This is a genomic window from Burkholderia seminalis DSM 23518 (assembly GCF_902832885.1).
Classification (GTDB): Bacteria; Pseudomonadota; Gammaproteobacteria; order Burkholderiales; family Burkholderiaceae; genus Burkholderia; species Burkholderia seminalis.
Genome location: NZ_CADFDK010000001.1, coordinates 662,149 through 686,229, shown reverse-complemented (window position 1 = coordinate 686,229; position 24,081 = coordinate 662,149). Strand labels below are relative to the sequence as shown.

Sequence of the window (24,081 nt, the reverse complement as noted above, 5' to 3'; positions counted from 1 at the left end):
GTTTTCTTCTTCCTGGACTTCCGGTAGCGCCGCGTGCGAATCAGACATTCCTTCCTTTGCGTCTCCGTGCTGGTCGTCGGCAGCCAGAGCCATGCGACGGAATTCAATTCGTCGTTCCTGAACATCGACGGCACGAACAATGTCGATCTGTCGCAGTTCTCGCAGGCGGACTTCACGTTACCGGGCGAGTACATGCTCGACGTGCAGGTCAACGACCTGTTCTACGGGCTGCAGGCGATCCAGTTCATCGCGCTCGACTCATCCGGCGCGGGCAAGCCGTGCCTGCCCCCGGAACTCGTCGCGCAGTTCGGGCTGAAACCGTCGCTCGCGAAGGACCTGCCGCGCTTCCAGGGCGGACGTTGCGTCGACCTCGGCGCGATCGAGGGCGCGACCGTGCGTTACCTGAAGAGCGACGGGCGGCTCAAGATCACGATTCCGCAGGCCGCGCTCGAATTCACCGATTCGACCTATCTGCCGCCGGAGCGCTGGTCCGAAGGGATTCCGGGCGCGATGCTCGACTATCGCGTGATCGCCAACACGAACCGCAACTTCGGTGCGGGCGGCGGGCAGACGAATTCGGTCCAGGCCTACGGGACGGTTGGCGCGAACTGGGATGCATGGCGCTTTCGCGGCGACTACCAGGCGCAATCGAACGTGGGCAACACGGCGTACGCGGACCGCACGTTCCGCTTCAGCCGGCTGTATGCATTCCGCGCGCTGCCGTCGATCCAGTCGACGGTGACGTTCGGCGACGACTACCTGACCTCCGACATCTTCGACACGTTCGCGCTGACCGGCGCGTCGATCCGCAGCGACGACCGCATGCTGCCGCCTTCGCTGCGCGGCTATGCGCCGCTGATCTCGGGCGTCGCGCGCACCAACGCGACCGTGACGGTGTCGCAGGCGGGCCGCGTGCTGTACGTGACGCGCGTGTCGCCCGGCGCATTCGCGCTGCAGAACATCAACACGAGCGTGCAGGGCACGCTCGACGTCGCGGTCGAGGAGGAGGACGGCAGCGTCCAGCGCTTCCAGGTGACGACGGCCGCCGTGCCGTTTCTCGCGCGCACCGGGCAGCTGCGCTACAAGGCCGCGGTCGGCAAGCCGCGCCTGTTCGGCGGCGCCGGCATCACGCCGTTCTTCGGCTTCGGCGAAATCGCGTACGGCTTGCCGTTCGACATCACCGCCTACGGCGGCTTCATCGCGGCATCGGGCTATACGTCGGTCGCGCTCGGCGTCGGCCGCGATTTCGGCGCGTTCGGCGCGGTGTCGGCCGACGTCACGCATGCGCGTGCGCGGCTGTGGTGGAGCGGCGCGACGCGCAACGGCAACTCGTATCGCATCAACTACTCGAAGCACTTCGACGGGCTCGATGCCGACGTGCGCTTCTTCGGCTATCGCTTTTCCGAGCGCGAGTACACGAACTTCGCGCAATTCTCGGGCGACCCGACCGCGTACGGTCTTGCCAACAGCAAGCAGCGCTATTCGGCGACGATGTCGAAGCGTTTCGGCGACACGTCGACCTATTTTTCATACGACCAGACGACCTACTGGGCGCGTTCGTCCGAGCAGCGTGTCGGCCTCACGCTGACGCGTGCGTTCTCGATCGGCACGCTGCGCAACCTGAACGTCAGCGTGTCGGCGTTTCGCACGCAGAGCGCGGGCGCGAGCGGCAACCAGTTCTCGGTGACCGCCACGCTGCCGATCGGCGGCCGCCACACGGTCACGTCGAACCTGACGACCGGCAGCGGCAGCACGAGCGTGAACGCCGGCTACATCTACGACGATCCGGCCGGCCGCACCTACCAGGTCAATGCGGGTGAAACCGACGGCCGCGCGTCGGCGAACGCGAGCTTCCGCCAGCGCACGTCGGCGTACCAGCTCACCGCGCAGGCGTCGACGCTCGCGAATGCCTACGCGGCCGCGTCGCTCGAAGTCGACGGCTCGTTCGTCGCGACGCAGTACGGCGTGTCCGCGCACGCGAACGGCAATGCGGGCGATACGCGCCTGCTGGTGTCGACCGACGGCGTGCCCGACGTGCCGCTGTCCGGCACGCTCGCGCGTACGGATGCGCGCGGCTACGCGGTGCTCGACGGCATCTCGCCGTACAACGTGTACGACGCGACGGTCAACGTCGAGAAGCTGCCGCTCGAAGTGCAGGTGACGAACCCGATCCAGCGCATGGTGCTGACCGATGGTGCGATCGGCTTCGTGAAGTTCTCCGCCGCGCGCGGCAGCAACCTGTACCTGACGCTGACGGATGCAGCCGGCAAGCCGTTGCCGTTCGGGGCGTCGGTGCAGGACGCGGCGAACGGCAAGGAGCTCGGCATCGTCGGCGAGGGCGGTGCGGCGTTCCTGACCCAGGTTCAGCCGAAGTCGACGCTGGCGGTGCGCGCGGGCGAACGCACGCTCTGCACGGTCGATGCACTGCCGAACCAGCTTCAACTCGAAGGCACGCCGATCCCGGTGACGTGCCAGACGTCCGGCGAGTCGCATGCAGCGGCCGCGCGGGTCGAACGATGATTTCATGGATCCAGCGATGAAGAACGCTTTCTCCCTTTCCTTTTCGCGGCGCGCATGGTGCGTGCTCGCGACCGCCGGTACGTTGCTCGCGGGCGCCGCGCAGGCGGCGATCGTGCCCGACCGCACGCGCGTGATCTTCAACGAAGGCGAACAGGCGGCGATCGTCACGATCACCAACAAGAGCACGACGTATCCGTATCTCGTGCAGTCGTGGCTCGAGGACACGAAGGGCAACAAGATCGCGACGCCGCTGATGGTCGTGCCGCCGCTGCAGCGCGTCGAGGCGAACGAGCGCAACGTGCTGCGGATCGCGAAGCTGCCGGGCACGGAGCTGCCGGCCGACCGGGAATCGGTGTTCTACCTGAACATCCGCGAAGTGCCGCCGAAGACCGACACGCCGAACACGCTGCAGATCGCACTGCATACGCAGATGAAGCTGTTTTACCGGCCGAAGGCCGTGCAGCCCGCGCGCGACGAGGACTGGACGCTGCCGATGACGCTGCGCGTCGACGCGGCCGCGCACAAGCTGGTGTTCGACAACCCGACGCCGTATCACGTGACGGTGGTCGACGTGAGCGCGGGCGCGCAGAAGACGACGGTGCCGATCGAGCCGGTGATGGTGAGCCCGATGAGCACGGCCGACGTGCCGTTCAAGGCCGCGACGCCGTCGACGCTGTTCGTCACGCATATCGACGATTACGGCGGCCAGGTGGCGGTCGAGTATGCGTGCGACGCCGGTGCCTGCAAGAGCGTGAAGAAATGAGCGGGCGAATGCATCTTCGGGCATCCTCCGCGGCCTGGTTACGCTGGATCGTGCTCCTGCTGCTGGTCGCGGCCGTGCAGCCCGCCTGGGCGCTGCGCTGCCTGACCAACAGCGGCGCAACTTCGTTGACGGAGCCAATCGGCGGCGTGGCGTCGTATCCGACCGATGCGCCGGACGGCTATGTGATCTGGGTGTCGCCCGTGCGCACAACCTCGGGTTATTGCTACAAGGACCTGGGTGACGACAGCAGCCTGAAAGTGGTCGACAACATCTATTTCTACGCGAATCCGAACCGCACGAATCCTGCCGCATGGGGGCTCGAGATCGGTATCCGCTACCAGGGGGTCGATTACTTCGACAAGACCAGCAACCGCGGGGGTGGGGTGTTCACCGGCTATTCGGTGCCGCCGTGCAGCAGGTACGACTTCGACCGTAAGCGTTGCCTGCAGACGCGAATCAGCATCGACTATCAGGTTGTCGTACGCAAGAAGGGCAACTGGGTTCAACCGCCGAGCGACATCTATACGGTGTTCCAGTTCGACGGCGAGTTCGGGCTGAATGCTTACAACCCGAGCTTCCAGTACCGCCTGAGCGGGCTACGCAATCTCAAGCCGACACCGTGCTTCGTCGACGTGCTCGTGACTCCCGAGCCGGGCATCGTCAATTTCGGGCAGGTGCAGGCGGTGGGCAACGGCTTCCTGCCGGCGGTGCCGCGCAAGCGGTTTTCGCTGTCGTTGACGAAGAAATGCAACGTTGCGGTACGCGTCGACGGGTACTTCGAAACGAGCTATCCGGTGCAGAACGGCTTGCTGGTGCCCGCGAAGGACAGTAATTTCGGGATCGGCATCGAGGACAGTCAGGGCAAGGCGATTCCGTTCAACGAACAGTTCAACCTGGCTCAATTCCCGTCCAACGTCATGAACCAGAGCGTATTGATGGACGCGGTGCTGAAGTCGTTCGGGCCGCCGAAGATTGGTCGGTTCGACGCGACGGCGACGATCCGGCTGTTCATCTACTGACGCGGGCGAATGCGAGGGGCGACAGCCGGGCGTTTTGTCCCGGAGGAGACGGGGATACGCTTGAAGGGCACCACGATGGCCGTCCTGTTCGTTGTCTCGACGATGGGCGCGGCGCATGCGCAGACGATGTCGGTCGGCGGGTATGCGTTGACGGTACTCGACGACCTCGGCGGGCCGCGCGGCGGTCACGACTATGGTGCGACGGTCAGTGCGGCCGGGAAGACGATCGCTGGCTTTTACCAGCGCGACGCGTCGCCCTCCCATGTCGAATCGCGCAGTCTCGCGAAGGGGCGGTCGAGTTGGCGGACGGTATCAACGGCGCCGGGCTCGCGGTGATCCTGTCGTTTCAGGCAGGGCTGGCGCCGGAGCACTGGCAGCGCTAGCGCCCGGCCATCCGGTCCGTTCCTGTCGCGACGACAAAAAAGCGCCGGCTTGCCGGCGCTTTTTCGCATCTGCCGCACGGCGCTCAACGCACCCAGCGGCACACCTTGTGGTGGTGATGCTCGAAGTGGCATACGCGGTGCGGATGCGCTTCGGCCATGGCCGGTACGAGCACGGCGGCGGCGACGGCCGCGGCGGTCAGGGTTTTCAGTAGCGTTTTCATGTCGAGTTCCTGTCGTTGAATGGCGGATCAGGGGAGCGGCCTTTCTTTACCACTGCGGCCGCTGATCGTCGCGACGGTCGTCACGCGGGCCGGGGTGCCGGGCTTCCCAGTCGCGGCGCTCCCAATAGCGATTGCCGTCCCAGTACCGATCGCCATGCCAGCCGATCGTGACTTCGGCAGGGCCGGGGTAGGCAACGCATCCGGTCAGCATCACGCTCGACAACGCGCCAGCCATGACAGCGGACAACACGATGGATTTCATGGTTTTCTCCCTTGGAAACGGCAAGTCGATCGTACGAGCCCCCAAAATTTCACGTAGTAAGAAGTTGCTACCGCCCATGACACGTGCAGGCGTTTCGTCAGGCGCGTGAAAGATCGCGTCGGCCGCCCGCAAACCGGGTACGCCGGACGAACGCACGCTCCCTCCGCCCGCACGACGATTCCGCCGATTGTTCAGACAAATCCTGACAACTGAAAGGGTCATCCTGTAATCGGATTGAGAATGATTTGCGTTTACGTTAAATTGCGCTATCTCGGAATTAGACGGAGCAGATCGATGGCCATGGCGGAAGTGCTCGACCGACCGGCGGCGGCAGCGGCGAACCCGTTCCTCGGCAGTTGTCCGGACCTGCCGCCGCGCGCCGCGCCGCGTACGCGCCGTGCGTCGGAGCCCCGCGCGCAGGGCGCGCTGCTCGATGTGCTGATCTCGCATCGTACGATGCTCGTCAATGTCGCGCGCGGCTTCGTCGGGTGCGCGAGCCGCGCCGAGGACGTCGTGCACGACGTGTTCGTGAAGCTCGTCGAATTCCCGAACCAGGACGCGGTGCGCCAGCCGGTCGCGTACGTGACGCGGATGGTGCGCAATGCGTCGATCGACGCGTGCCGCCGGCAAAGCCTCGAAAACGTCTATCACACGGAAGAGGACGACGGCTTCGACGTGCCGTCGCCCGAGCCGACACCGGAAGCCGCGCTGATGACGCGCGACACGCTGCGGCGCGTGTGGGCCGCGCTCGACGACCTGCCGGCGCGCAGCCGCGCGGCCTTCGAGATGGTGCGGCTGCGCGAGGAAACGCTGCAGACCGCGGCGCGCGCGCTGAACGTATCGCAGACGCTCGTGCATTTCATGGTGCGCGACGCGGAGCGCCACTGCGCGGAATGCCTCGACGCGTGCCATCGCGGCGTCGCATGCCCGGTGTTCCTGGGCGGCCGCGCGCGGCGGCGGTAAAAAAACGCGCCGGCCAATCGTCTATCAGGCAGGAGCGGCCGAACCCGCCGCTTCGCCTCCTTCAACCGCCTCAGCGATTTCCGATCATGACGCAAGCCCCGACGCCTACCGCCGACACCGACGATCTCGTCTACACGGTCGTCATCAACGACGAAGAACAGTATTCGATCTGGCCGACGTTCCGGCCCGTGCCGGCCGGCTGGCGCGAAGTCGGCGTGAGCGGCCCGAAGGCGGACTGTCTCGCGCACATCGAGACCGTCTGGACCGACATGCGCCCGGCGAGCCTGCGCCGCGCGATGGACGGCGAGCGCGCGACGCGCGCATCGTGACCTGCTGCGCCGTGATCCGGCGCGCCACCTGAAGAGGACGTTGCATGACCCTGCTTTCGTTGCCGACGCTCGACGACCTGCGTATCGAGCCGGGGCTGCCCACCGTCGTGTCGCCGCGCGGCGGCGACGGGATGTCGATCGACGATGTCGCGCCGCTCGCGCGCGAGATCGCGGCCGACGCGCTCGAACGGGCGGGCGGTGTGCTGTTCACGGGTTTTCACGTGCCGTCGATCGACGCGTTCCAGCAGTTCGCGGCATCGTTCGGCGATCCGCTGATCGGCTATGAATACGCGTCGACGCCGCGCAGCCAGGTCGAGGGCGCGGTCTACACGTCGACCGAATATCCGCCGCACCGCGCGATTCCGCTGCACAACGAGCAGTCGTACACGCGCGAATGGCCGCTGCGGATCTGGTTCCACTGCGCGCTCGCCGCGCCGAAGGGCGGCGCCACGCCGATCGCGGACAGCCGCGCGGTGTATCGCGCGCTCGATCCGGCGCTGGTCGCGCGTTTCAAGAAGCGCGAGCTGCTGTACGTGCGCAATTTCGGCCAGGGGCTCGACCTGCCGTGGCAGCAGTCGTTCGGCACCGACGAGCCGGCCGAGGTCGAGCGGATGTGCGCGGCGCGCGGCATCGAATGCGCGTGGCGCACCGACGACGACGGCGAGCTGCTGCTGCGCACGCGCGAACGCTGCCAGGCCGTCGCGCGCCATCCGCGCACCGGCGACCGCGTGTGGTTCAACCAGGCGAACCTGTTCCACCTGTCGGCGCTCGACGACGACATGCAGGAAGCGCTCGTCGATGCGGTCGGGCTCGAGAACGTGCCGCGCAACGTGTACTACGGCGACGGCGAACCGCTCGAGGCCGACGCGCTCGCGGAGATTCGCGGCGTGCTCGACCAGCAGCGCATCGTGTTCCCGTGGCGCACCGGCGACGTGCTGATGCTCGACAACATGCTGACCGCGCACGCGCGCGACCCGTTCGAGGGGCCGCGCAAGGTCGTCGTCGCGATGGCGCAGAGCTATACGGTCCCGCGCGACCGAACGGAGGATTGATGACGCGTAGTACCGCCGCGCTTGCCGCGCGCGGGCTGTCGGTAGGGTATCGCGACCATGTCGTGATCGACGGGCTGGACCTGTCGATCGCGGCCGGCCGCGTCACCGCGCTGTGCGGACCGAACGGCTGCGGCAAGAGCACGCTGCTGCGCACGCTCGCGGGCCTGCAGCCCGCGCGTGCCGGCCATGTCGAGGTGAACGGCCGGCCGCTCGCATCGTTTCGCCGTCGCGCGCTCGCGCGCGAGCTGACGATGCTCGCGCAGTTCAACCAGATTCCGTCGGGCCTCACGGTGCGCGAACTCGTCGCCTACGGGCGCTATGCGTACGGCGGCTTCCTGCGCGGCCTGTCGCGGGCCGACCATGCGGCGATCGACGAGGCGCTCGACACGAGCGGCCTCGCCGACGACGCGGAGCGCGACGTCGGCGCGCTGTCGGGCGGGGAACGCCAGCGCGCGTGGATCGCGATGGCGCTCGCGCAGCAGGCGCCGATCGTGCTGCTCGACGAACCGACGACCTATCTCGACATCCATCACCAGCTCGACATCCTCGACGCACTGCGCACGCTGAACCGCACGCGCGGGCTGACGATCGTATGGGTGCTGCACGACCTGAACCAGGCGGCCGCGTACAGCGACGAGATCGTGCTGATGCGCGCGGGCCGTCTCGTCGCGCAGGGCACGCCCGACGCGATGCTCGATCCGGCGCGGCTGCGCGCGGCGTTCGGCGTCGACATGCTGAAGCTCGCGCATCCGCAGACGGGCGCGCCGATGTGCGTACCGGCCTACGGTCCGACCACCGACGGCGCGCCGCGGGCGGCCGGCGTCTTCGACCGGGATCTCGCCGTATGACGACGTTCGCGATGCGCAAGCGCCTCGCGGCGGCGGGCAAGGGCGCGGCTACCGGGCGGGCCGGCGCGATCGCGTTCGGCCTCGTCGCGCTGATCGTCGTACTCGCGGCGCTGCGTGTCGCGCCCGACCTGCGCGTGTGGTGGGACGCGGCGCCCGGCAGCGATGCCGCGGCGCTCGCGCACGTGTTCCTGTTCGACCTCAACCTGCCGCGCGTCGCGGCCGCGCTCGTCGCGGGCGGTTGCCTCGGGATCGCCGGCGCGTTGTTCCAGTCGCTCACGCGCAATCCGCTCGCGTCGCCCGACCTGCTGGGCGTGACGGGCGGCGCCCAGCTCGGCCTGCTCGCGGCGATGCTCGTGCCGGCGCTGGCGGGCGTCGCGTCGGTGCCGCTGCTGTTCGTCTGCGGGCTGGCCGCCGCCGCGTGCGCGATCGCCGCGGCCGGCGGCTGGCGCGCGACACCGCTGCGGCTCGTGCTTGCGGGCAGCGTGTGCATGCTGCTGTTCGCCGCGCTGTCGACGCTCGTGCTCGCGTTTTTCGAGCAGAACATCGCGGGCGCCGCGCTGTGGACCAACGGCAGCCTTTACCAGCCGGGCGCGACGGGCCTCGCGCTCGCCGCCCGCTGGCTCGTCGTGCCGCTGGTCGCGCTGCCGTTCGTGATCCGGCCGCTGAATCCGCTCACGCTCGGCGACGACGCGGCGGCCGCGGCCGGCGTGCGTGTCGATGCGACACGGCTCGCCGCGACGATCGTCGCGGTCGCGTTCACGAGCGTGGCCGTCAGTATCGCGGGCCCGCTGTCGTATGTCGGCCTCGTCGCGCCGAACCTGCTGCGCCAGGTGCGCGGCGCGCGCGCCGCGCGGCTCGGCGTGCTGGTGCCGCTGTCGGCGCTCGCCGGCGGCGCGCTCGTGCTCGTCACCGACAGCGCGGTACTCGCGTCGGGCCTCGACGCGACGCTGTCGACCGGCGTCGCGATCGCGCTGGTCGGCACGCCGTTAATGCTCGCGATGATCCGGCGCGGCGCCGCCTGGTCGGGCGTGCTCCATGCCGCGGCGGAACCGGCGGCGGGCGGCGGCTCGGCGCGGCTCGTCGGCTGGCTCGAACGGCTCGGCTGGCCGCTGCGCACGGCGCTGTTCGTCGTGGCCGGCGCACTCGCGGTGTGGGTCGGCGTGTCGGCCGGCCCCGAATGGCTGTCGCCCGCGCGCTGGTCGGCCGCGCTGTCGGGGCAGGATGGGCTCGCGCGGATGCTGATCGACCTGCGCATGCCGCGCCTGCTGTGCGCGCTGCTCGCGGGTGCGCTGCTCGCCGTCAGCGGCGTCGCGATGCAGAGCGTCGTGCGCAATCCGCTCGCGGGCCCCGAAGTGCTCGGCGTCACGCAGGGCGCGGGGCTCGTCACGTTGTTCGCGTTGTCGACGTGGCCGCTGATGGGCCACGTGACGCTCGCGGCCGCCGCGCTGATCGGCGGCGGCCTGTCGCTCGCGATCACGCTCGCGCTGAATCACCGGCATCGCTACGCGCCGCTCGCGGTCGCGCTGACCGGGATCGTCATCGGCGCGTTGTGGACCACGCTCGCGCAATGGCTGATCACGCAGGAAAGCGTGCAGCCCGCGCGCTTCGTCGTGTGGCTCGTCGGCGGCACCTATGGCCGCAGCTGGGGCGAGGTGTCGATGCTGCTGCCGTGGTGCGTGCTCGCGGTGCCCGTGTTCGCATGGCTCGCGAAACCGCTCGACATGCTCGCGCTCGGCGACGACCAGGCCGCCGCGCTCGGCTTGCCGGTGGCCGTGCTGCGGCCGCTCGCACTGACGATCGCGACGCTCGCCGCGTGTGCGGCCGTCGCGGCGGTCGGGCCGGTCGGCTTCATCGGGCTGATGGCGCCGCACGTCGCGACGATGCTCGGCGCGCGCCGGCATCGCACGCGGCTGTGGCTCGCGGCCGCGTGCGGCGCGCTGATCCTCGGTGTCGCGGATCTGGCCGCGCGCACGGTCGTCGCGCCGCGCGAAGTGCCGGCAGGCGTGCTGACCGCGCTGATCGGCGCACCGTATCTGCTCGGGCTGCTGATCCTCGAGGGGCGCCGCGCCCGGCGCGCGGGGCGATGACGCCGGTGCTCGACGAGACGCGCGCCACGCGCTTTTCGGCGTTCGCGCCGCAACCGTTCGCCGAACCTCTCGATGTCGTCTGGCTCGGCATGCCCGACGACGCGCACGCGCCGGATCGCATCGTCGTGCCCGTCACCGAATTGCCCGCGCATCGCGACATCGTGCTCGACGCGATGGTCGGCCACTACGGCGGCGATCCCGCGCGGCATGCGCGCGCGCTGATGTCGCAATGGAGCAAATACTATTTCGGTCGCGCGGCGCCGGCCGGTGTCGTCGCCGCGTTGACGCTCGGCCGGCCGCTCGACATGAACCCGGCGCGCACGTTCGTCGCGCTCGACGACGGGATGCCGGCCGCGCTGTATTTCGCGCCGGACGCGCTCGGCGCGCCGTGCGACGATCCCGCGCCGCGCTATGCGGGGCTCCTCGCGCATCTCGGCGCGGTGATCGACCTGCTCGCGGCGATGGGCCGCGTCACGCCGCGCGTGCTGTGGAGCAACGCGGGCAACCTGCTCGACTATCTGCTCGATACGTATCGTTCGCTGCCGTGCGCGGCCGACCCCGTCCGCGATGCGGACTGGCTGTTCGGCTCGACCTGCGTGCGCGGCGAACCGAATCCGCTGCGGATGCCCGTGCGCGACGCCGTGCCGCGCTCGGCACTGCTGCCGACGCCGTTTCGCGCGCGCCGCGTGTGCTGCCTGCGCTACGAAATTCCTGGAGAAACGCAACTGTGTGGAAGCTGCCCCCTGCTACTGACGATGGACGACGCGGCGCTGGCCGAGCAGGACGCGATCCGGTGACGCGCGCCGGCCGCCGGCATGCGCTCGGCGTACTCGCGGCGGCACTCGGCGCCGCGTGTTGCGGCGCGTTTCCCGCCTCGGCTGCCGCGGCTTCCGTTGCCGACGGCGCGCGCGGCACGCAGGGCACCGCGTCGCTCGCCGGCAACCCCGTCGTGTCGCAGGCGAGCGCGAAGATGCCGGTGCGGCCGCAGCGCGTGGTCGCACTCGACTTCATGTTCGCGGAAAGCGTGATCGCGCTCGACCTCGTGCCGGTCGGGATGGCCGATACCGCGTTCTACCCGGGCTGGCTCGGCTACCGGAGCGAGCGGCTCGCGCACGTGACCGACATCGGCTCGCGGCAGGAGCCGGGGCTCGAGGCGATCGCGGCGGTCAAGCCCGACCTGATCATCGGCGTCGGTTTCCGCCACGCGCCGATCTTCGACGCGCTCGACCGGATCGCGCCGACGATCCTGTTCCAGTTCAGCCCGAACGTATCCGACGGCGGCGTACCGGTCACGCAGCTCGACTGGATGCGGCAGATCTTCCGGACGATCGGCGCGGTGACGGGGCGCGACGCGCGTGCGCAGGCGGTCGATGCGCAGCTCGACGCCGGCATCGCGCGCAATGCGGCGCGGCTCGCGGCCGCGGGCCGCACGGGCGAGCGCGTCGCGCTGCTGCAGGATCTCGGCTTGCCCGATCGTTACTGGGCCTACACGGGCAACAGCACGTCGGCGGGCCTCGCGCGTGCGCTCGGGCTCGATCCGTGGCCGCGCAAGCCGACGCGGGAAGGCACGCTGTACGTGACGTCGGCCGATCTGCTTCGTCAGCGCGACCTGGCCGTGATGTTCGTCACCGCATCGGGGATGGACGTGCCGCTGTCCGCGAAACTCGATTCGCCGGTGTGGCGCTTCGTGCCCGCGATGAAGGCGCGCCGGATCGCGCTGATCGAACGCAACATCTGGGGGTTCGGCGGACCGATGTCGGCGCTGAAGCTGGCCGACGTGATGACCGATACGATGCTGACGCTGCCGGCCGTGCGCAAGAGCTGACGGGCAGGGTGTCGCGATCGGCGCGATCAGTGCATTGCCCGCCGGCACGATTCGCTTCCGAAATGCAAATCGCCGACGCACTGCCATGGCAGCGCGTCGGCGATTTTTTTGTCGCCCGTCGCTCAGGCGCTCAGTGCATCGACACCATCCTGCGCACGCGAGCGCGCAGGCATCGTGTCGCTGACGATGCGCCCGTTGTCGAGCTTCAGCAGCCGGTCGGCGAGATCGAAGTAGCGGTCGTCGTGCGTGATCACGATCACGGCCTTGCCGCGCGCGCGCAGCTCGGGCAGCAACTGCTCGTAGAACACGGCCTTGAACGACGGGTCCTGGTCGGCCGCCCATTCGTCGAACAGGTAGAACGGCCGGTCTTCCAGATAGGCGACGACGAGCGCGAGCCGCTTGCGCTGACCGGTCGACAGCGCGCGCGTCGAGAACGCGCCGTCGACCACCTTCACCTTGTGGTCGAGCGCGAGCTTCGCGACGAGCGCGTTCGCCCGTGCGTCGGCCTGCGCGCGCGACGGATCGTCCGGATCGACGATGCCGAGCAGCGCATCGAACAGGTGGAAGTCGTTGAATACCGCGCTGAAGCGCTGCCGGTACGCGGCGCGCTCGCGCCAGCCGATCGTGCGGCCGTCGACCTCGATCGTGCCTTCCTCCGGTTCGTAGAGCCCCGTCAGCACCTTCGCGAGCGTCGTCTTGCCGCTGCCGTTGCCGCCGACGATGAACACGAGTTCGCCCGGCTTGATCGTCAGGTCGATCGGCCCGATGCTGAACATCCGTTCGTCGCGTTCGTGGAAGTACGCATGCGTGACGCCGCGCAGCGTGACGGCGCCGGCCGGCGGCACGTCGGGTGCGTCGGCGGCGGGCGGCACCGTACGCAGCGCGCCGAATTCGGCCATCACGCCTTCGATCCGCGTGAGCGACACGCGCGCGGCGTTGACGGTCGGCAGGTTGTTCAGCAGACCGTCGAGCGGCACGAGCATGAACAGGAACACGACGACGTAGCCGGCGGCGGCGGCCGGGTCGGCATGCACGCCGAGCTGCGGCCAGAACGACGCGACGCCGAGGAACACGTAGAACAGGAAGATGATCCAGCCGACCCCGACCGCGTATGCGCTGAACGCGCGGCGGCGGTGGTCGCGCACTTCGCCGATCGCGGCGCCGAGCTGGCCGTCGACGAACTGGCGGGCACGCGCGTCGTGCAGCTTCAGTTCCTTCGCGCCGGAGAACAGCGAGCCCAGATAGCCGAACAGGCGGTCCTGCGCGTGGCCGGCCGCCTCGAGCGACGCGATCGCGCGGCGGTCGCCGGTGTGATAGCCGAGCGAGCCTGCGATGATCGCGGCCAGCGCCAGCAGGCACACGGGCCACGACAGCCAGGCGAGATAACCGAGGCAGCCGAACACGATCGAACCGTGCATGACCAGGTTCGGCAGCGCGAAGAACAGCATCGACACGTTGGTCGCGTCGTCGGTCAGCACCGACTGCACGGGCGCCGCGCCGATCCGCTCGATGTCGCGCAATTCGGCGGAGCCGACGCGTCGCGCGAGATGGACGCGCAACCGCGCCATCGTGTCCTGCGACAGGCGGGCGAACAGCGTGCCCGACACGATCCGCGTGACGAGCGCGATCACCGCGCACAGGGCGAAGCGCCACGCGAGCGATGCATCGGCCGCGCCCGGTTGAGAGAGCGCGCGGTTCAGCGTCGCGACGAGCAGCACGCTCGCGACACCATTCAGGACGCACGCAGTGAGCGCAAGCGTGAGCGACACGCGGCTTTCGCGCAGCAGCGCAAGGATCAGGCGCGCCGCGGGGCGGCCGGGAGAGGCGTCGAGGGACGGCGGGGAGGAAGGCTCGTGGGCGGCTGTCATCGGCAACGTCGGTAAAGGGAAGGCAGGCAAAAACGCGGAAACGGTGAATCTGACGCGAAAGCGGCGGGCGAGGCGGGGCCCCGTTCCGGCTTCCTCCCTGATAGACGAACGGGGCACGCAAATATTTAGCGGCACCGTCAAAAAAATGCGGCCGCACGCACTTTGCGTGCAAAACGGTAAAAAATCGGCCGCGTCGTTCGTCACACCAGTGAAGCCGCCCCAAGCGGCCCCGAGACTTGGCCGAAGCGGCCGGACCGAAGGACTTCACGCACATGACGAGTTTCCCGACTGCGCTGCATCACCGAATCCGCGAACTGGCGCGCATCGCGCCCGACGCACCCGCGATCGCGGTTCCTTTCCAGAATGACCTGCGCCTGTCGCGCGGCGCGCTCGACGCGCGGGCGGCGTACCTGGCCCGGCAACTGCGCGCGGCCGGTGTCGGCGCGGAAGTGCGGGTCGGCGTCTGCGTCGAGCGTTCGTGCGAACTGTTCGTCGCGCTGCTGGCCGTGCTGAAGGCGGGCGGCGTGTTCGTGCCGCTCGATCCGCGCCATCCCGCCGCGCGCCTCGACTGGATCGTCCAGGATGCGCAACTGCGGCACGGCATCGTCGACGCGGCCGGCCGCGCGGCGCTCGGCACGCCGTTCGAACATGCGTTTGATCCGGCGGCGGCATCGGGCAAGCAGGATCTCGTCGCCGGCGACGAAGCCGTGCCGGTTCACCCGCGTTCGGCCGCCTACATGATCTATACGTCGGGCTCGACCGGCACGCCGAAGGCGGTCGTCGTCGAGCACGGGCCGCTCGCCGCGCATTGCGCCGCGCTCGCGGCCGCGCTGCCGATCGAGGCCGGCGACCGCCTGCTGCATTTCGCATCGGTCAATTTCGACGCCGCGCACGAATGCTGGCTCGCGCCGCTCGCCGTCGGCGCCGGCATCGTCGTGGCGCCGCCGCAGCCGTTCGCGCCGGACGCCGCGCATGCGCTGCTCGTGCGCGAGTCGGTCAACGTCGCCGCGTTCCCGCCTGCCTACCTGCGCGAATTCGCGGCCGTCGCCGCGCGCGACGGCGTGCCGCCGGCGCTGCGCGTGCTCGCGTTCGGCGGTGAAGCGCTGCCGCAACAGGCATTCGAGTTCGTACGCGGCACATTTCCGTCGGTACGACTGATCAACGGCTACGGGCCGACCGAGGCCGTGATCTCGCCGATGCTGTGGCCGGTCGAGCCGGGCGAGACGCCCGTGCTGGCGGCCGACGACGCGTATGCATCGCTGCCGATCGGCCGCGTGATCGGCCCGCGCGTCGCGCGCGTCGACGGCGCCGCGGCCGATGGCGTGGGCGAGCTGCTGCTCGGCGGTGTCTGCGTCGCCCGCGGTTATCACGGTCGCCCGGCCTTGACGGCCGAACGTTTCATTCCCGATGCGCAGGGTGAACCCGGCGCGCGCGTCTACCGCACCGGCGACCTCGCGCGGCTGCGCGACGACGGCGCATTCGATTATCTCGGCCGCCTCGACGATCAGGTCCAGGTGCGCGGCGTGCGCGTGGAGCCGGCGGAAATCGCCGCGTGCCTGCGCTCGCACCCGGCCGTGGCCGACGCGGCCGTGGTCGCCGAAACCGGCAACGGACCGACACGGCTGATCGCGTGCGTCGCGCTGCGCGCGGCGGCCGACGATGCAGCGCTGAAAGCGCACGTGGCCGCGCAATTGCCGGCCGCGTGGCAACCGCACCGCTTCGTGCGGGTCGATGCGTTGCCGTATACGTTGAACGGCAAGATCGACCGTGCCGCGCTGCGCGAACGGATTGCCGCCGCGCGCGACACGACGCAAGGTGCGGGCGATACGCCGCGTACGCCGACCGAACGACAACTGGCCGATCTGTGGCAGACGCTGCTGGGCCTTGACGTCATCCCGTCGCGTGACGACCGGTTCTTCGCGCTGGGCGCCGATTCGCTCGCCGCGATGCAGCTGCAGGCCGCGATTCGGGCGACCCTGCGCGTGAACCTGCGGCTCGACACGCTGTTCGCCGATCCGGCGCTGGCCGAACTGGCCGGGACGGTCGATCGGGCGGAACGCGAGACCGGCGAGCCGCTGGCCGCGATTTCCGCGCGTCGCGCCGCGGCCGATCCAGCGGCATCGGCCGCGGCGCATGTCGACCGTGCGGCCTCGCTTGCGCAGCAACGTTTCTGGGTGCTCGCGCAAACGCGTGACGCGAGCGCCGCGTATCACATCGCCGCGCACTGGACGATCGACGGTGCACTCGCGCGCGACGCGCTGCAGCGCGCGCTCGATCACGTGATCGGGCGTCATGAGGCGTGGCGCACGACGCTCGTCGACAACGACGACGGCATCGTGATGCAGCGGATTCATGCGCATCTGCCGGTGCCGATCGCCGATATCGACCTGCGCGACCAGCCGCCCGCCGCCCGCGACGCACAAGCCGCGCGCCTCGCCGAGCGCGACGCGGCCGAGCCGTTCGACCTCGCGCGCGGCCCGCTGCTGCGCGCGACGCTCATCGCGCTCGCCGACGACCGCCACCGCCTGCTGTTGACCGCGCATCACGCGATCACCGACGGCTGGAGCTCGCGCTGCGCGTTCGACGATCTGTCGGCCGCGTACCGCGCGTACGCCGAGGGCCGCGAGCCGTCGCTGCCCGAGCTGCCGATCCAGTACGCCGACTACGCGGACTGGCAGCGCGACATGCTGGCCGGCGGCGAGGGCGAGCGCCAGCTCGACTACTGGCGCGGCGCATTGCGCGACGTGCCGGGCCCGCTTGCGCTGCCGGTCGACCGCCAGCCGGGCGCCGTGCGCACGCTGCAGGGTGCGCGCGTGTCGGTGCGCCTGCCCGACGCGGTTGCGGCAGACGTGCGGCAACTCGCACGCGACGCGCAGGCGACCGTCTTCACGGTGCTGCTCGCCGCGCTCGACGCATGGCTGTCGCGCCTGACCGGCGCAACGGATGTCGTCGTCGCGGTGCCGGTCGCGCATCGCCAGCGCCCCGAAACGCGCGCGCTGCTGGGCCTGTTCCTGAATACCGTCGCGCTGCGCGTGCAAGTGGCGCCCACGCTGCCGTTCCGCGCGCTCGTCGACGCGGCGCGCACGGCGGCGCTCGATGCGGTCGCGCACCAGGACGTGCCGTTCGAGCGCGTCATCGATGCGGTGAAGCCGCCGGTCAAGCGCGGCGACGAATGGCTGCGGGTGAAGTTCGCGCAACAGTTCGATGCGCGGCACGACAGCGTGCTGCCGGGCGCCACGGCAGTCGCGACGCCGGGGCCCGATCTCGCCGCGCGCTTCGATTTCGCGGTGGATTTCACCGACGACGCGAACGGGATCGAACTGGTCGCCGCGTACGCGACCGACTGCATCGACGCGGACACCGCGCGTGCCTGGCTCGACAGCTATGCGGCGCTCGTCGGCGCGGCCGCGCACGATCCGCAACACCCGACGGCCGTACTGCCGTGCGACGCGTCGGCAAGCTCGCGCCAGCCGCGCGACGGGCGCGCACTGCGCATCGAGCATGCCGACGTCGTCGCCGCGTTTGCGCGGCAGGCGGCGGCCTACCCGCATCGCGTCGCGCTGTCCGACGCATCGACCTCGCTGACGTTCGCCGAGCTCGACGACGCGTCGAACCGCGTCGCACGCGCACTGGTGCAGCGCGGCATGGCCGCCGAGGCGTCCGTGATCGTCTGCATAGAACGGTCGGCACGTTTCGTCGTCGGCCTGCTGGGCGCGCTGAAGGCCGGCGCGCTCGCCGTGCTGCTCGATCCCGCGCAGCCGGCCGCACGACTCGGTGCCGCGGCGGCCGACTGCGGCGCACGCTGGGCGCTCGTGGCGGACACGGCCGCGTGGCCGGCCGGCATCGATACGCAGCCGCTCGACGTCGACACGCTCGCGCAGGATGCGACGCTCGCCCACGCGGCCGGCGTGCGCGTCGCGCCGCATCCGGAGCAGGGCGCGTACCTGATCTACACGTCGGGCTCGACCGGCACGCCGAAGGGCGTCGTCGTGTCGCACGGCGCACTGGCCGACTACGTGCAGGGGATGCTCGATGAACTCGCGTTCGCACCCGACGCCTCGTTCGCGATGGTGTCGACCGTCGCGGCCGACCTCGGCCATACGACGCTGTTCGGCGCGCTGTGCGCCGGCCGCACGCTGCATCTGCTGCCGGCCGCCTGCGCGTTCGATCCGGACCAGTTCGCGGACGAAATGCGCCGCCGTGAAGTCGGCGTGCTGAAGATCGTGCCGAGCCACCTGCAGGCGCTGCTCGACGCGCGCGTGCCGGCCGACGTGCTGCCGCGCCACGCGCTCGTGACGGGCGGCGAGACGCTCACGTGGGCGCTCGTCGCGCGCCTGGCCGCGCTCGCGCCGGCCTGCCGCGTGATCAACCATTACGGGCCGACCGAAGCGACGGTCGGCGCGATCGCGTGCGACACCGCGTCGATCGCCGCCGATGCGCGCGACCCCGCGAGCGGCGTGCCGCTCGGGCTGCCGCTGCCGAATGCGCGCGCGCTCGTGCTCGACGCGTTCGGCGCCTGCGTGCCCGCCGGCGCGACGGGCGAGCTGTATCTGGGCGGGCCGGGCGTCGCGCGCGGTTACCTCGGGCGCCCGGCGCAAACCGCCGAGCGTTTCGTGCCCGATCCGTTCACGCCCGGTGCGCGGCTGTATCGCACGGGCGACCGCGTGCGACTGCGCACGGATGGCCGTCTCGCCTTCCTCGGCCGTATCGACGACCAGGTGAAGATCCGCGGCTACCGCGTCGAGCCGGGCGAGGTGAGTGCGGCCGTGCGCGCGGCCGCGCCGGTCGCGCAGGCCGAAACGCTCGCGATCGAGCATGACGGCCGCCTGCGGCTCGCGACGTTCGTCGTGATGCGCGACGACGCGGCCTTCGACGAAGCCACCGTGCGCGCGGCACTTGCCGCGAAGCTGCCCGACTACATGGTGCCCGCGCAGTTCGTCGCGCTGGCTCGCCTGCCGGTGACGGCGAACGGCAAGATCGATCGCGCGGCATTGCGCGAGCTGGCTGCCGCGCCGGTTGCGGTTGCGTCCGGCGATGCGCCGCGCGGTGCGGTCGAAACCGTGCTCGCCGAGGTCTGGCAGGCCGTGCTGAAAGCGCCGAAGGTCGGCCGCGACGACAATTTCTTCGAACTCGGCGGCGATTCGATCCTCGTGCTGCAGGTGATCGCCCGTGCCCGCAAGCGCGGCGTGCGCTTCACGCCGAAGCAATTGTTCGACGGCCCGACGGTGGCCGAACTCGCGCGCATCGCGAAGACCGACGATGCGGCCGCCGCCGTCCAGCCCGCGAGCGCTGCCGCGACGCCGGTGGCCGCATCGGTCCTGACGCCCGCGCAGCAGCGCTTCTTCGCGCTCGACGTTCCGCATCCGGGCCACTGGAACCAGTCGGTTGCGTTCGACGTGCGCGGTGCATTCGACGCCGACGCATTCGCGCGCGCATTCGACGCGCTGCTGACGCATCACGACGTGTTCCGCCAGCGCTTCGCGCGCGGCGCGGACGGCGTCTGGCGCACAAGCGAGGCAGCCAAGCCGTACGACGCATTGCCGTTCGTCGAAGTCGCCGCACGCGACGCAGCCGACGGGCTCGCACGCTTCGACGCGCTGCAGCGCCGTCTCGACCTCGGCCGCGGGCCGCTCGCCTGTGCATGCGCGGCGCGCCTGCCGGACGGCTCGACGCAGCTGTATCTGGCGATTCACCACGTGATCGTCGACGGCGTGTCGTGGCGCATCCTGCTCGACGACCTCGACACGGCCTACCGCGCCGCATGCGAACGCACGCCGGTCCGCCTGTCGCAGCCGGGCCTGCGCGCAGACGCATGGGCCGCGCGGCTCGCGCGTGCCGCGACGGAACCGGGCTCGCCGTTCACGGCGGAGGCCGCATACTGGGCCGGCATGGCGCAGGGCGACGACGTCGTCCCCGATCATCCGGACGCAACGGCCACGAACGCCGATGCGGCCGTCGTCGTGCAGACGATCGACGCGGCATTGACCCGCGCCGCGTTGACCGACGCGCATGCCGCCTATCGCACGCAGACGATCGAGCTGCTGGGCGCGGCGCTCGCGCTGGCGCTGGCCGGCGCGCGCGACGCCGCTGCGTGCCGCGTCGAACTGGAAGGACACGGCCGCGAAGCGCTGTTCGACGAGGCGGACGCGAGCCGGACGATCGGCTGGCTGACGAGCCATTACCCGGTGACGCTGCCGGTCGCGGCGACCGCGCGCGACACGCTGTGCGCGGTCAAGGACACGCTGCGCGCCGTGCCGCACAAGGGGCTCGGCTTCGGCGTGCTCGCGCACTACGGCGATGCGGCGATGCGCGCGGCGCTGGCCGCCGTGCCGCGCCCGCGCGTCACGTTCAACTATCTCGGCCAGTTCGACGCGCCGCGCGATGCCACGCTCGTACCGCGCTTCGGCGGCACCGGCGTCGAGCGCGATCCGCGGGGGCCGCTCGGCAACACGCTCGCGATCCACGCATACCTCGATACGGACCGCGACGGCGCGCGTACGCTCAAGGTGCACTGGGTCTACGGTGCGCCGCAGTTCGAGCGCGCGACGATCGACGCGTTGGCCGAACGCTTCGCGTCGGCGCTGCGCGAACTCGTCGACGCGTGCGCGTCGCGCATCGCGCATCGCGGCGCCGGCGCGACGCCGGGCGATTTCCCGCTCGCGCAGGCCGCCGGGCTCACGCAGGCCGCGATCGAACGCACGCCGCTCGACTGGCGCGCGATCGACGACGTGTATCCGCTGTCGCCGATGCAGCAGGGCATCCTGTTCCACGCGCTGTTCGCACCGGGCCACGCGAGCTACGTGAACCAGCTCGTCGCGACCGCGACCACGCTCGACGCCGACCGGCTCGCGGCGGCGTTCGACGCGTCGATCGCGCGTCACGACATTCTGCGCACGAGCGTGATGCCGGACGAAGCCGCGCCGCTGCAGTGCGTGCACCGCCATGCGCGGATCCCGGTCGAGCAGCTCGACTGGCGCGAGCGCGGCGACACGCTCGACGCCGATTTCGACGCCTGGCTCGCGGCCGACCGCACGCGCGGCTTCGACTGGCGCGAGCCGCCGCTGATGCGGCTGACGCTGATTCGCGTGTCGGACGACGCATGGCGCGTCGTGTGGACGCGTCACCATGTGCTGCTCGACGGCTGGAGCACGGCGCGCCTGCTCGCCGACGTGCTGCGCGACTATCGCGACCCGGATGCCGTGTCGCCGTTCGCGAGTCGTCCGGCGCTGCGCTACCGTGACTTCATCGCATGGCTCGGCACGCGCGACCGCGACGCCGACGAGCGTTTCTGGACCGGGCGTCTTGCCCGCCTGGATGCACCGACGCTGATTGCCGACCGGTCGGCCGATCGCGCCGAGGCCGAGATGGTCACGTGGCGTGCGACGCTCGATGCGCACGCGCTGGCGCGCGTCGCGCAGACGGCGCGTGCGCTGAAGCTGACCGTCAACACGCTGGTGCAGGGCGCCTGGGCGCTCGCGCTGCAGCGGATGACGCATCAGCCGGCCGTCGCGTTCGGTGCGACCGTCGCGGGCCGTCCCGACGCGCTCGCGGACGTCGACTCGGTGCTCGGTCTGTTCATCAACACGCTGCCGGTCATCACCGCACCGGCGCCGCAGCAACGCGCGGCCGACTGGCTGCAGGCGCTGCAGCGCGAGAACGCGGCCGCCGCCGAACATGCCCACACGCCGCTGGCCGACATCCAGCGCTGGGCGCGCGGGGCGGGCGGCGCACTGTTCGATACGCTGGTCGTGTTCGAAAACTACCCGGTCGACGACACGGCGCGCGACGCCGATCCGCGCGCGCTGGCATTGAGCGGCGTGCGCAGCATCGAGGCAACCGATTTCGCGCTGACGCTCGTGATCGAAAGCGGCGCCGAACTGACGATCGACTACGGTTACGACGCCGCACGTGTCGATGCGCGTCAGGTCGAGACCTGGCATCGTGCGTTCGCATGTGCGCTCGATGCACTGGCCCGTACGCCGTACGCGCTGCTCGGCACGCTGTCGATCGCCGACGCCGCCACCCGCGACGCACTGGCGCATGCGCAAGACACCGCGCATGCGTGGCCGATCGCGCAACGGCAGCCGCTGCACCTGCAATTCGCCGAGGCGGCGCGGGCGACGCCGGACGCGATTGCACTCGAATACGCCGACGTTCATGGCGGCGTGCATCGTGCGACCTATCGCGAGCTCGACGTGGCAACCTCGCGCATCGCGGCCGCGCTGCGCCGGCGCGGTGTGCGGCCCGACACGCCGGTCGCGCTGTGCGTCGAGCGTTCGTTCGACATGGTGATGGCGCTCGTCGGCGTGCTGAAGGCCGGCGCCGCGTACCTGCCGGTCGACCCCGACTATCCGGCCGAGCGCATCGCGTACCTGCTGCGGGACGCGCGGCCGGCCGTCGCAATCACACAGGCCCATCTGCGCGAGCAGGTCGAGGCCGCGCTGGGTGAAGGCGCCGACACGCAGTTGCTGACGGTGGCGGACCTGCTTGCCGATGCGGCGGACGAAGCGGACGGCGCGCCCGCAAGCGGCACCGCCGCGATCGACGACGCACGGCTCGCCTACCTGATCTATACGTCCGGCTCGACCGGCAAGCCGAAGGGCGCCGGCAACACGCACGGCGCACTCGCGAACCGGATTGCGTGGATGCAGCACGCGTACCGGCTGACGCGCGACGACGTCGTGCTGCACAAGACGCCGTTCGGTTTCGACGTGTCGGTCTGGGAATTCGTGTGGCCGCTGGCGATCGGCGCGAAGCTCGCGATCGCCGCACCGGGCGACCATCGCGACCCGGCGCGTCTCGCGGCCGCGATCCACGCGCACGGCGTGACGGTGCTGCATTTCGTGCCGTCGATGCTGGCCGCGTTCGCCGCTCATCTCGACGACTTCTCGGCCGCCGCGCAATGCGACAGCGTGCGCCTGATCGTCGCGAGCGGCGAAGCGCTCGCGCCCGAACTCGTCGCGAAGATGGCGCGGCTGCTGCCGAATGCCACGCTCGTGAACCTGTACGGACCGACCGAAGCCGCGATCGACGTGTCGCACTGGACTTGCGGCCCCGACGACGCGAATGCGGTCGCGGTGCCGATCGGTCATCCGATCGCGAACCTGCAGCTGCACGTGCTGGACGCCGCGTGGCAGCCGGTGCCGGCTGGCGCGACCGGCGAACTGTACCTGGCGGGCGCCGGTCTCGCGCGCGGTTATCTCGGCCGCCCGGCGCTGACCGCCGAGCGCTTCGTGCCCGATCCGTTCGTGCCGGGCGCGCGCATGTACCGCACCGGCGACCTCGCGCGCCGGCGCGCCGACGGTGCGCTCGACTACCTTGGCCGCGTCGACACGCAGGTGAAGCTGCGCGGCCAGCGGATCGAGCCGGGCGAGATCGAAGCGCTGCTGCGCGCGGCGCCCGGCGTGAACGATGCGGTCGTGATCGTGCGCGACGAGCAATTGATCGGCTACGTGGCCCGCGGCGATGCGGGCCCGCTCGACCGCGCGGCGCTGCTCGACGCACTGCGCGCGCAACTGCCGGCGTACATGGTGCCGTCGCAACTGATCGAGCTCGACGCGTTGCCCGTCACGCCGAACGGCAAGTGCGACCGTCATGCGCTGCCCGCGCCGGTGCGCGACACGGCCGAAGCCGTCGAACTCGCGACCGACACCGAACGCGCGCTCGCGGCAATCTGGCAGCGCGTGCTGCACGTGGACGCGATCGGCCGCGACGGCGATTTCTTCCTGCTCGGCGGCCACTCGCTGCTCGCGACGCAGGCCCACGCGCAGGCCAACCTGCACTGGGGTCTTGCGCTGCCGCTGCGCACGCTGTTCGACACGCGCACGCTGGCGCGCTGCGCGGAAGCGATCGACGCGGCCTGCGCGGCGCGCGGCGAGACCGATGCGGCGAGCGCGATCGACGCGCTGCTCGGCGAACTGGAAACCCAATAAGGACGACGG

General features: G+C 70.5%; 15 protein-coding genes. 12 read left to right on the top strand and 3 right to left on the bottom strand.

Going from position 1 to position 24,081, the window contains the following annotated elements; all coding sequences use genetic code 11:
• The first annotated feature begins 33 nt into the window (after window positions 1–33).
• The 4 genes from HWX00_RS03110 to HWX00_RS03095 are packed head-to-tail and all read left to right on the top strand — an operon-like array spanning window position 34 to window position 4,638.
• Window positions 34–2,520 carry a fimbria/pilus outer membrane usher protein gene (locus HWX00_RS03110; RefSeq protein WP_455737871.1) on the top strand — a complete coding sequence of 829 codons (2,487 nt, stop codon included), beginning with the start codon at window positions 34–36 and terminating at the stop codon, window positions 2,518–2,520.
• Between the two features lie 16 nt (window positions 2,521–2,536).
• Entirely contained in the window at window positions 2,537–3,283 is a 747-nt protein-coding gene (locus tag HWX00_RS03105; RefSeq protein WP_175026909.1) for a fimbrial biogenesis chaperone, read from the top strand.
• 8 nt (window positions 3,284–3,291) lie between these two features.
• Window positions 3,292–4,302: a fimbrial protein gene (locus HWX00_RS03100; protein WP_175026908.1), complete on the top strand. Its 1,011-nt coding sequence runs from the start codon at window positions 3,292–3,294 to the stop codon at window positions 4,300–4,302.
• Window positions 4,303–4,362: 60 nt separating this feature from the next.
• Window positions 4,363–4,638 carry a hypothetical protein gene (locus HWX00_RS03095; protein ID WP_059557746.1) on the top strand — a complete coding sequence of 92 codons (276 nt, stop codon included), beginning with the start codon at window positions 4,363–4,365 and terminating at the stop codon, window positions 4,636–4,638.
• A 130-nt stretch (window positions 4,639–4,768) separates the two neighbouring features.
• Here the strand turns inward: HWX00_RS03095 and HWX00_RS03090 are convergent, their stop codons facing one another.
• Together HWX00_RS03090 and HWX00_RS03085 are read right to left on the bottom strand one after the other, a co-directional pair.
• On the bottom strand, window positions 4,769–4,906 hold the full coding sequence (locus HWX00_RS03090) for an HHHH-motif protein (RefSeq protein WP_167361868.1): 138 nt from the start codon (window positions 4,904–4,906) through the stop codon (window positions 4,769–4,771).
• Between the two features lie 46 nt (window positions 4,907–4,952).
• On the bottom strand, window positions 4,953–5,168 hold the full coding sequence (locus HWX00_RS03085; RefSeq protein ID WP_175026907.1) for a hypothetical protein: 216 nt from the start codon (window positions 5,166–5,168) through the stop codon (window positions 4,953–4,955).
• A gap of 294 nt (window positions 5,169–5,462) precedes the next feature.
• On the opposite strand from HWX00_RS03085, the gene HWX00_RS03080 reads away from it, so the two are divergent.
• The 7 genes from HWX00_RS03080 (at window position 5,463) to HWX00_RS03050 (ending at window position 12,272) form a co-directional block, all read left to right on the top strand.
• Window positions 5,463–6,131: an RNA polymerase factor sigma-70 gene (locus HWX00_RS03080; RefSeq protein ID WP_049029660.1), complete on the top strand. Its 669-nt coding sequence runs from the start codon at window positions 5,463–5,465 to the stop codon at window positions 6,129–6,131.
• An 86-nt stretch (window positions 6,132–6,217) separates the two neighbouring features.
• Complete coding sequence (locus tag HWX00_RS03075) at window positions 6,218–6,460, top strand: MbtH family protein (protein ID WP_034186926.1); 243 nt, start codon at window positions 6,218–6,220, stop codon at window positions 6,458–6,460.
• 44 nt (window positions 6,461–6,504) lie between these two features.
• Window positions 6,505–7,512: a TauD/TfdA family dioxygenase gene (locus HWX00_RS03070; RefSeq protein ID WP_175026906.1), complete on the top strand. Its 1,008-nt coding sequence runs from the start codon at window positions 6,505–6,507 to the stop codon at window positions 7,510–7,512.
• Complete coding sequence (locus tag HWX00_RS03065; protein WP_069705159.1) at window positions 7,512–8,360, top strand: ABC transporter ATP-binding protein; 849 nt, start codon at window positions 7,512–7,514, stop codon at window positions 8,358–8,360. Before HWX00_RS03070 ends, HWX00_RS03065 begins: the two co-directional genes overlap by 1 nt.
• The gene (gene fhuB / locus HWX00_RS03060; RefSeq protein WP_175026905.1) at window positions 8,357–10,447 is read left to right on the top strand and encodes a Fe(3+)-hydroxamate ABC transporter permease FhuB; all 2,091 of its coding nucleotides are present in this window, start codon (window positions 8,357–8,359) and stop codon (window positions 10,445–10,447) included. Before HWX00_RS03065 ends, fhuB begins: the two co-directional genes overlap by 4 nt.
• Window positions 10,444–11,244: a siderophore-iron reductase FhuF gene (gene fhuF / locus HWX00_RS03055; RefSeq protein ID WP_059557739.1), complete on the top strand. Its 801-nt coding sequence runs from the start codon at window positions 10,444–10,446 to the stop codon at window positions 11,242–11,244. Before fhuB ends, fhuF begins: the two co-directional genes overlap by 4 nt.
• Window positions 11,241–12,272, top strand: a complete 1,032-nt coding sequence (locus HWX00_RS03050) for an ABC transporter substrate-binding protein (protein WP_175026904.1) — start codon at window positions 11,241–11,243, stop codon at window positions 12,270–12,272. Before fhuF ends, HWX00_RS03050 begins: the two co-directional genes overlap by 4 nt.
• Before the next feature lie 122 nt (window positions 12,273–12,394).
• Here HWX00_RS03050 and HWX00_RS03045 read toward each other — a convergent pair whose 3' ends face one another.
• Window positions 12,395–14,140 (bottom strand): cyclic peptide export ABC transporter, encoded by a 1,746-nt coding sequence (locus tag HWX00_RS03045; protein WP_175026903.1) that lies wholly within the window; start codon window positions 14,138–14,140, stop codon window positions 12,395–12,397.
• A 272-nt stretch (window positions 14,141–14,412) separates the two neighbouring features.
• Between HWX00_RS03045 and HWX00_RS03040 the strand changes: the two genes are divergently transcribed.
• Window positions 14,413–24,072, top strand: coding sequence for a non-ribosomal peptide synthetase (locus tag HWX00_RS03040; RefSeq protein ID WP_175026902.1), 9,660 nt, complete (start codon window positions 14,413–14,415; stop codon window positions 24,070–24,072).
• Window positions 24,073–24,081: the final 9 nt, after the last annotated feature.

Coding starts and splice junctions, on each gene's coding strand:
- HWX00_RS03105 (WP_175026909.1), top strand. CDS start 2,537: ATGAAGAACGCTTTCTCCCTTTCCTTTTCGCGGCGCGCATGGTGCGTG.
- HWX00_RS03100 (WP_175026908.1), top strand. CDS start 3,292: ATGCATCTTCGGGCATCCTCCGCGGCCTGGTTACGCTGGATCGTGCTC.
- HWX00_RS03090 (WP_167361868.1), bottom strand. CDS start 4,906: ATGAAAACGCTACTGAAAACCCTGACCGCCGCGGCCGTCGCCGCCGCC.
- HWX00_RS03085 (WP_175026907.1), bottom strand. CDS start 5,168: ATGAAATCCATCGTGTTGTCCGCTGTCATGGCTGGCGCGTTGTCGAGC.
- HWX00_RS03080 (WP_049029660.1), top strand. CDS start 5,463: ATGGCCATGGCGGAAGTGCTCGACCGACCGGCGGCGGCAGCGGCGAAC.
- HWX00_RS03075 (WP_034186926.1), top strand. CDS start 6,218: ATGACGCAAGCCCCGACGCCTACCGCCGACACCGACGATCTCGTCTAC.
- HWX00_RS03070 (WP_175026906.1), top strand. CDS start 6,505: ATGACCCTGCTTTCGTTGCCGACGCTCGACGACCTGCGTATCGAGCCG.
- HWX00_RS03065 (WP_069705159.1), top strand. CDS start 7,512: ATGACGCGTAGTACCGCCGCGCTTGCCGCGCGCGGGCTGTCGGTAGGG.
- fhuB (WP_175026905.1), top strand. CDS start 8,357: ATGACGACGTTCGCGATGCGCAAGCGCCTCGCGGCGGCGGGCAAGGGC.
- fhuF (WP_059557739.1), top strand. CDS start 10,444: ATGACGCCGGTGCTCGACGAGACGCGCGCCACGCGCTTTTCGGCGTTC.
- HWX00_RS03045 (WP_175026903.1), bottom strand. CDS start 14,140: ATGACAGCCGCCCACGAGCCTTCCTCCCCGCCGTCCCTCGACGCCTCT.
- HWX00_RS03040 (WP_175026902.1), top strand. CDS start 14,413: ATGACGAGTTTCCCGACTGCGCTGCATCACCGAATCCGCGAACTGGCG.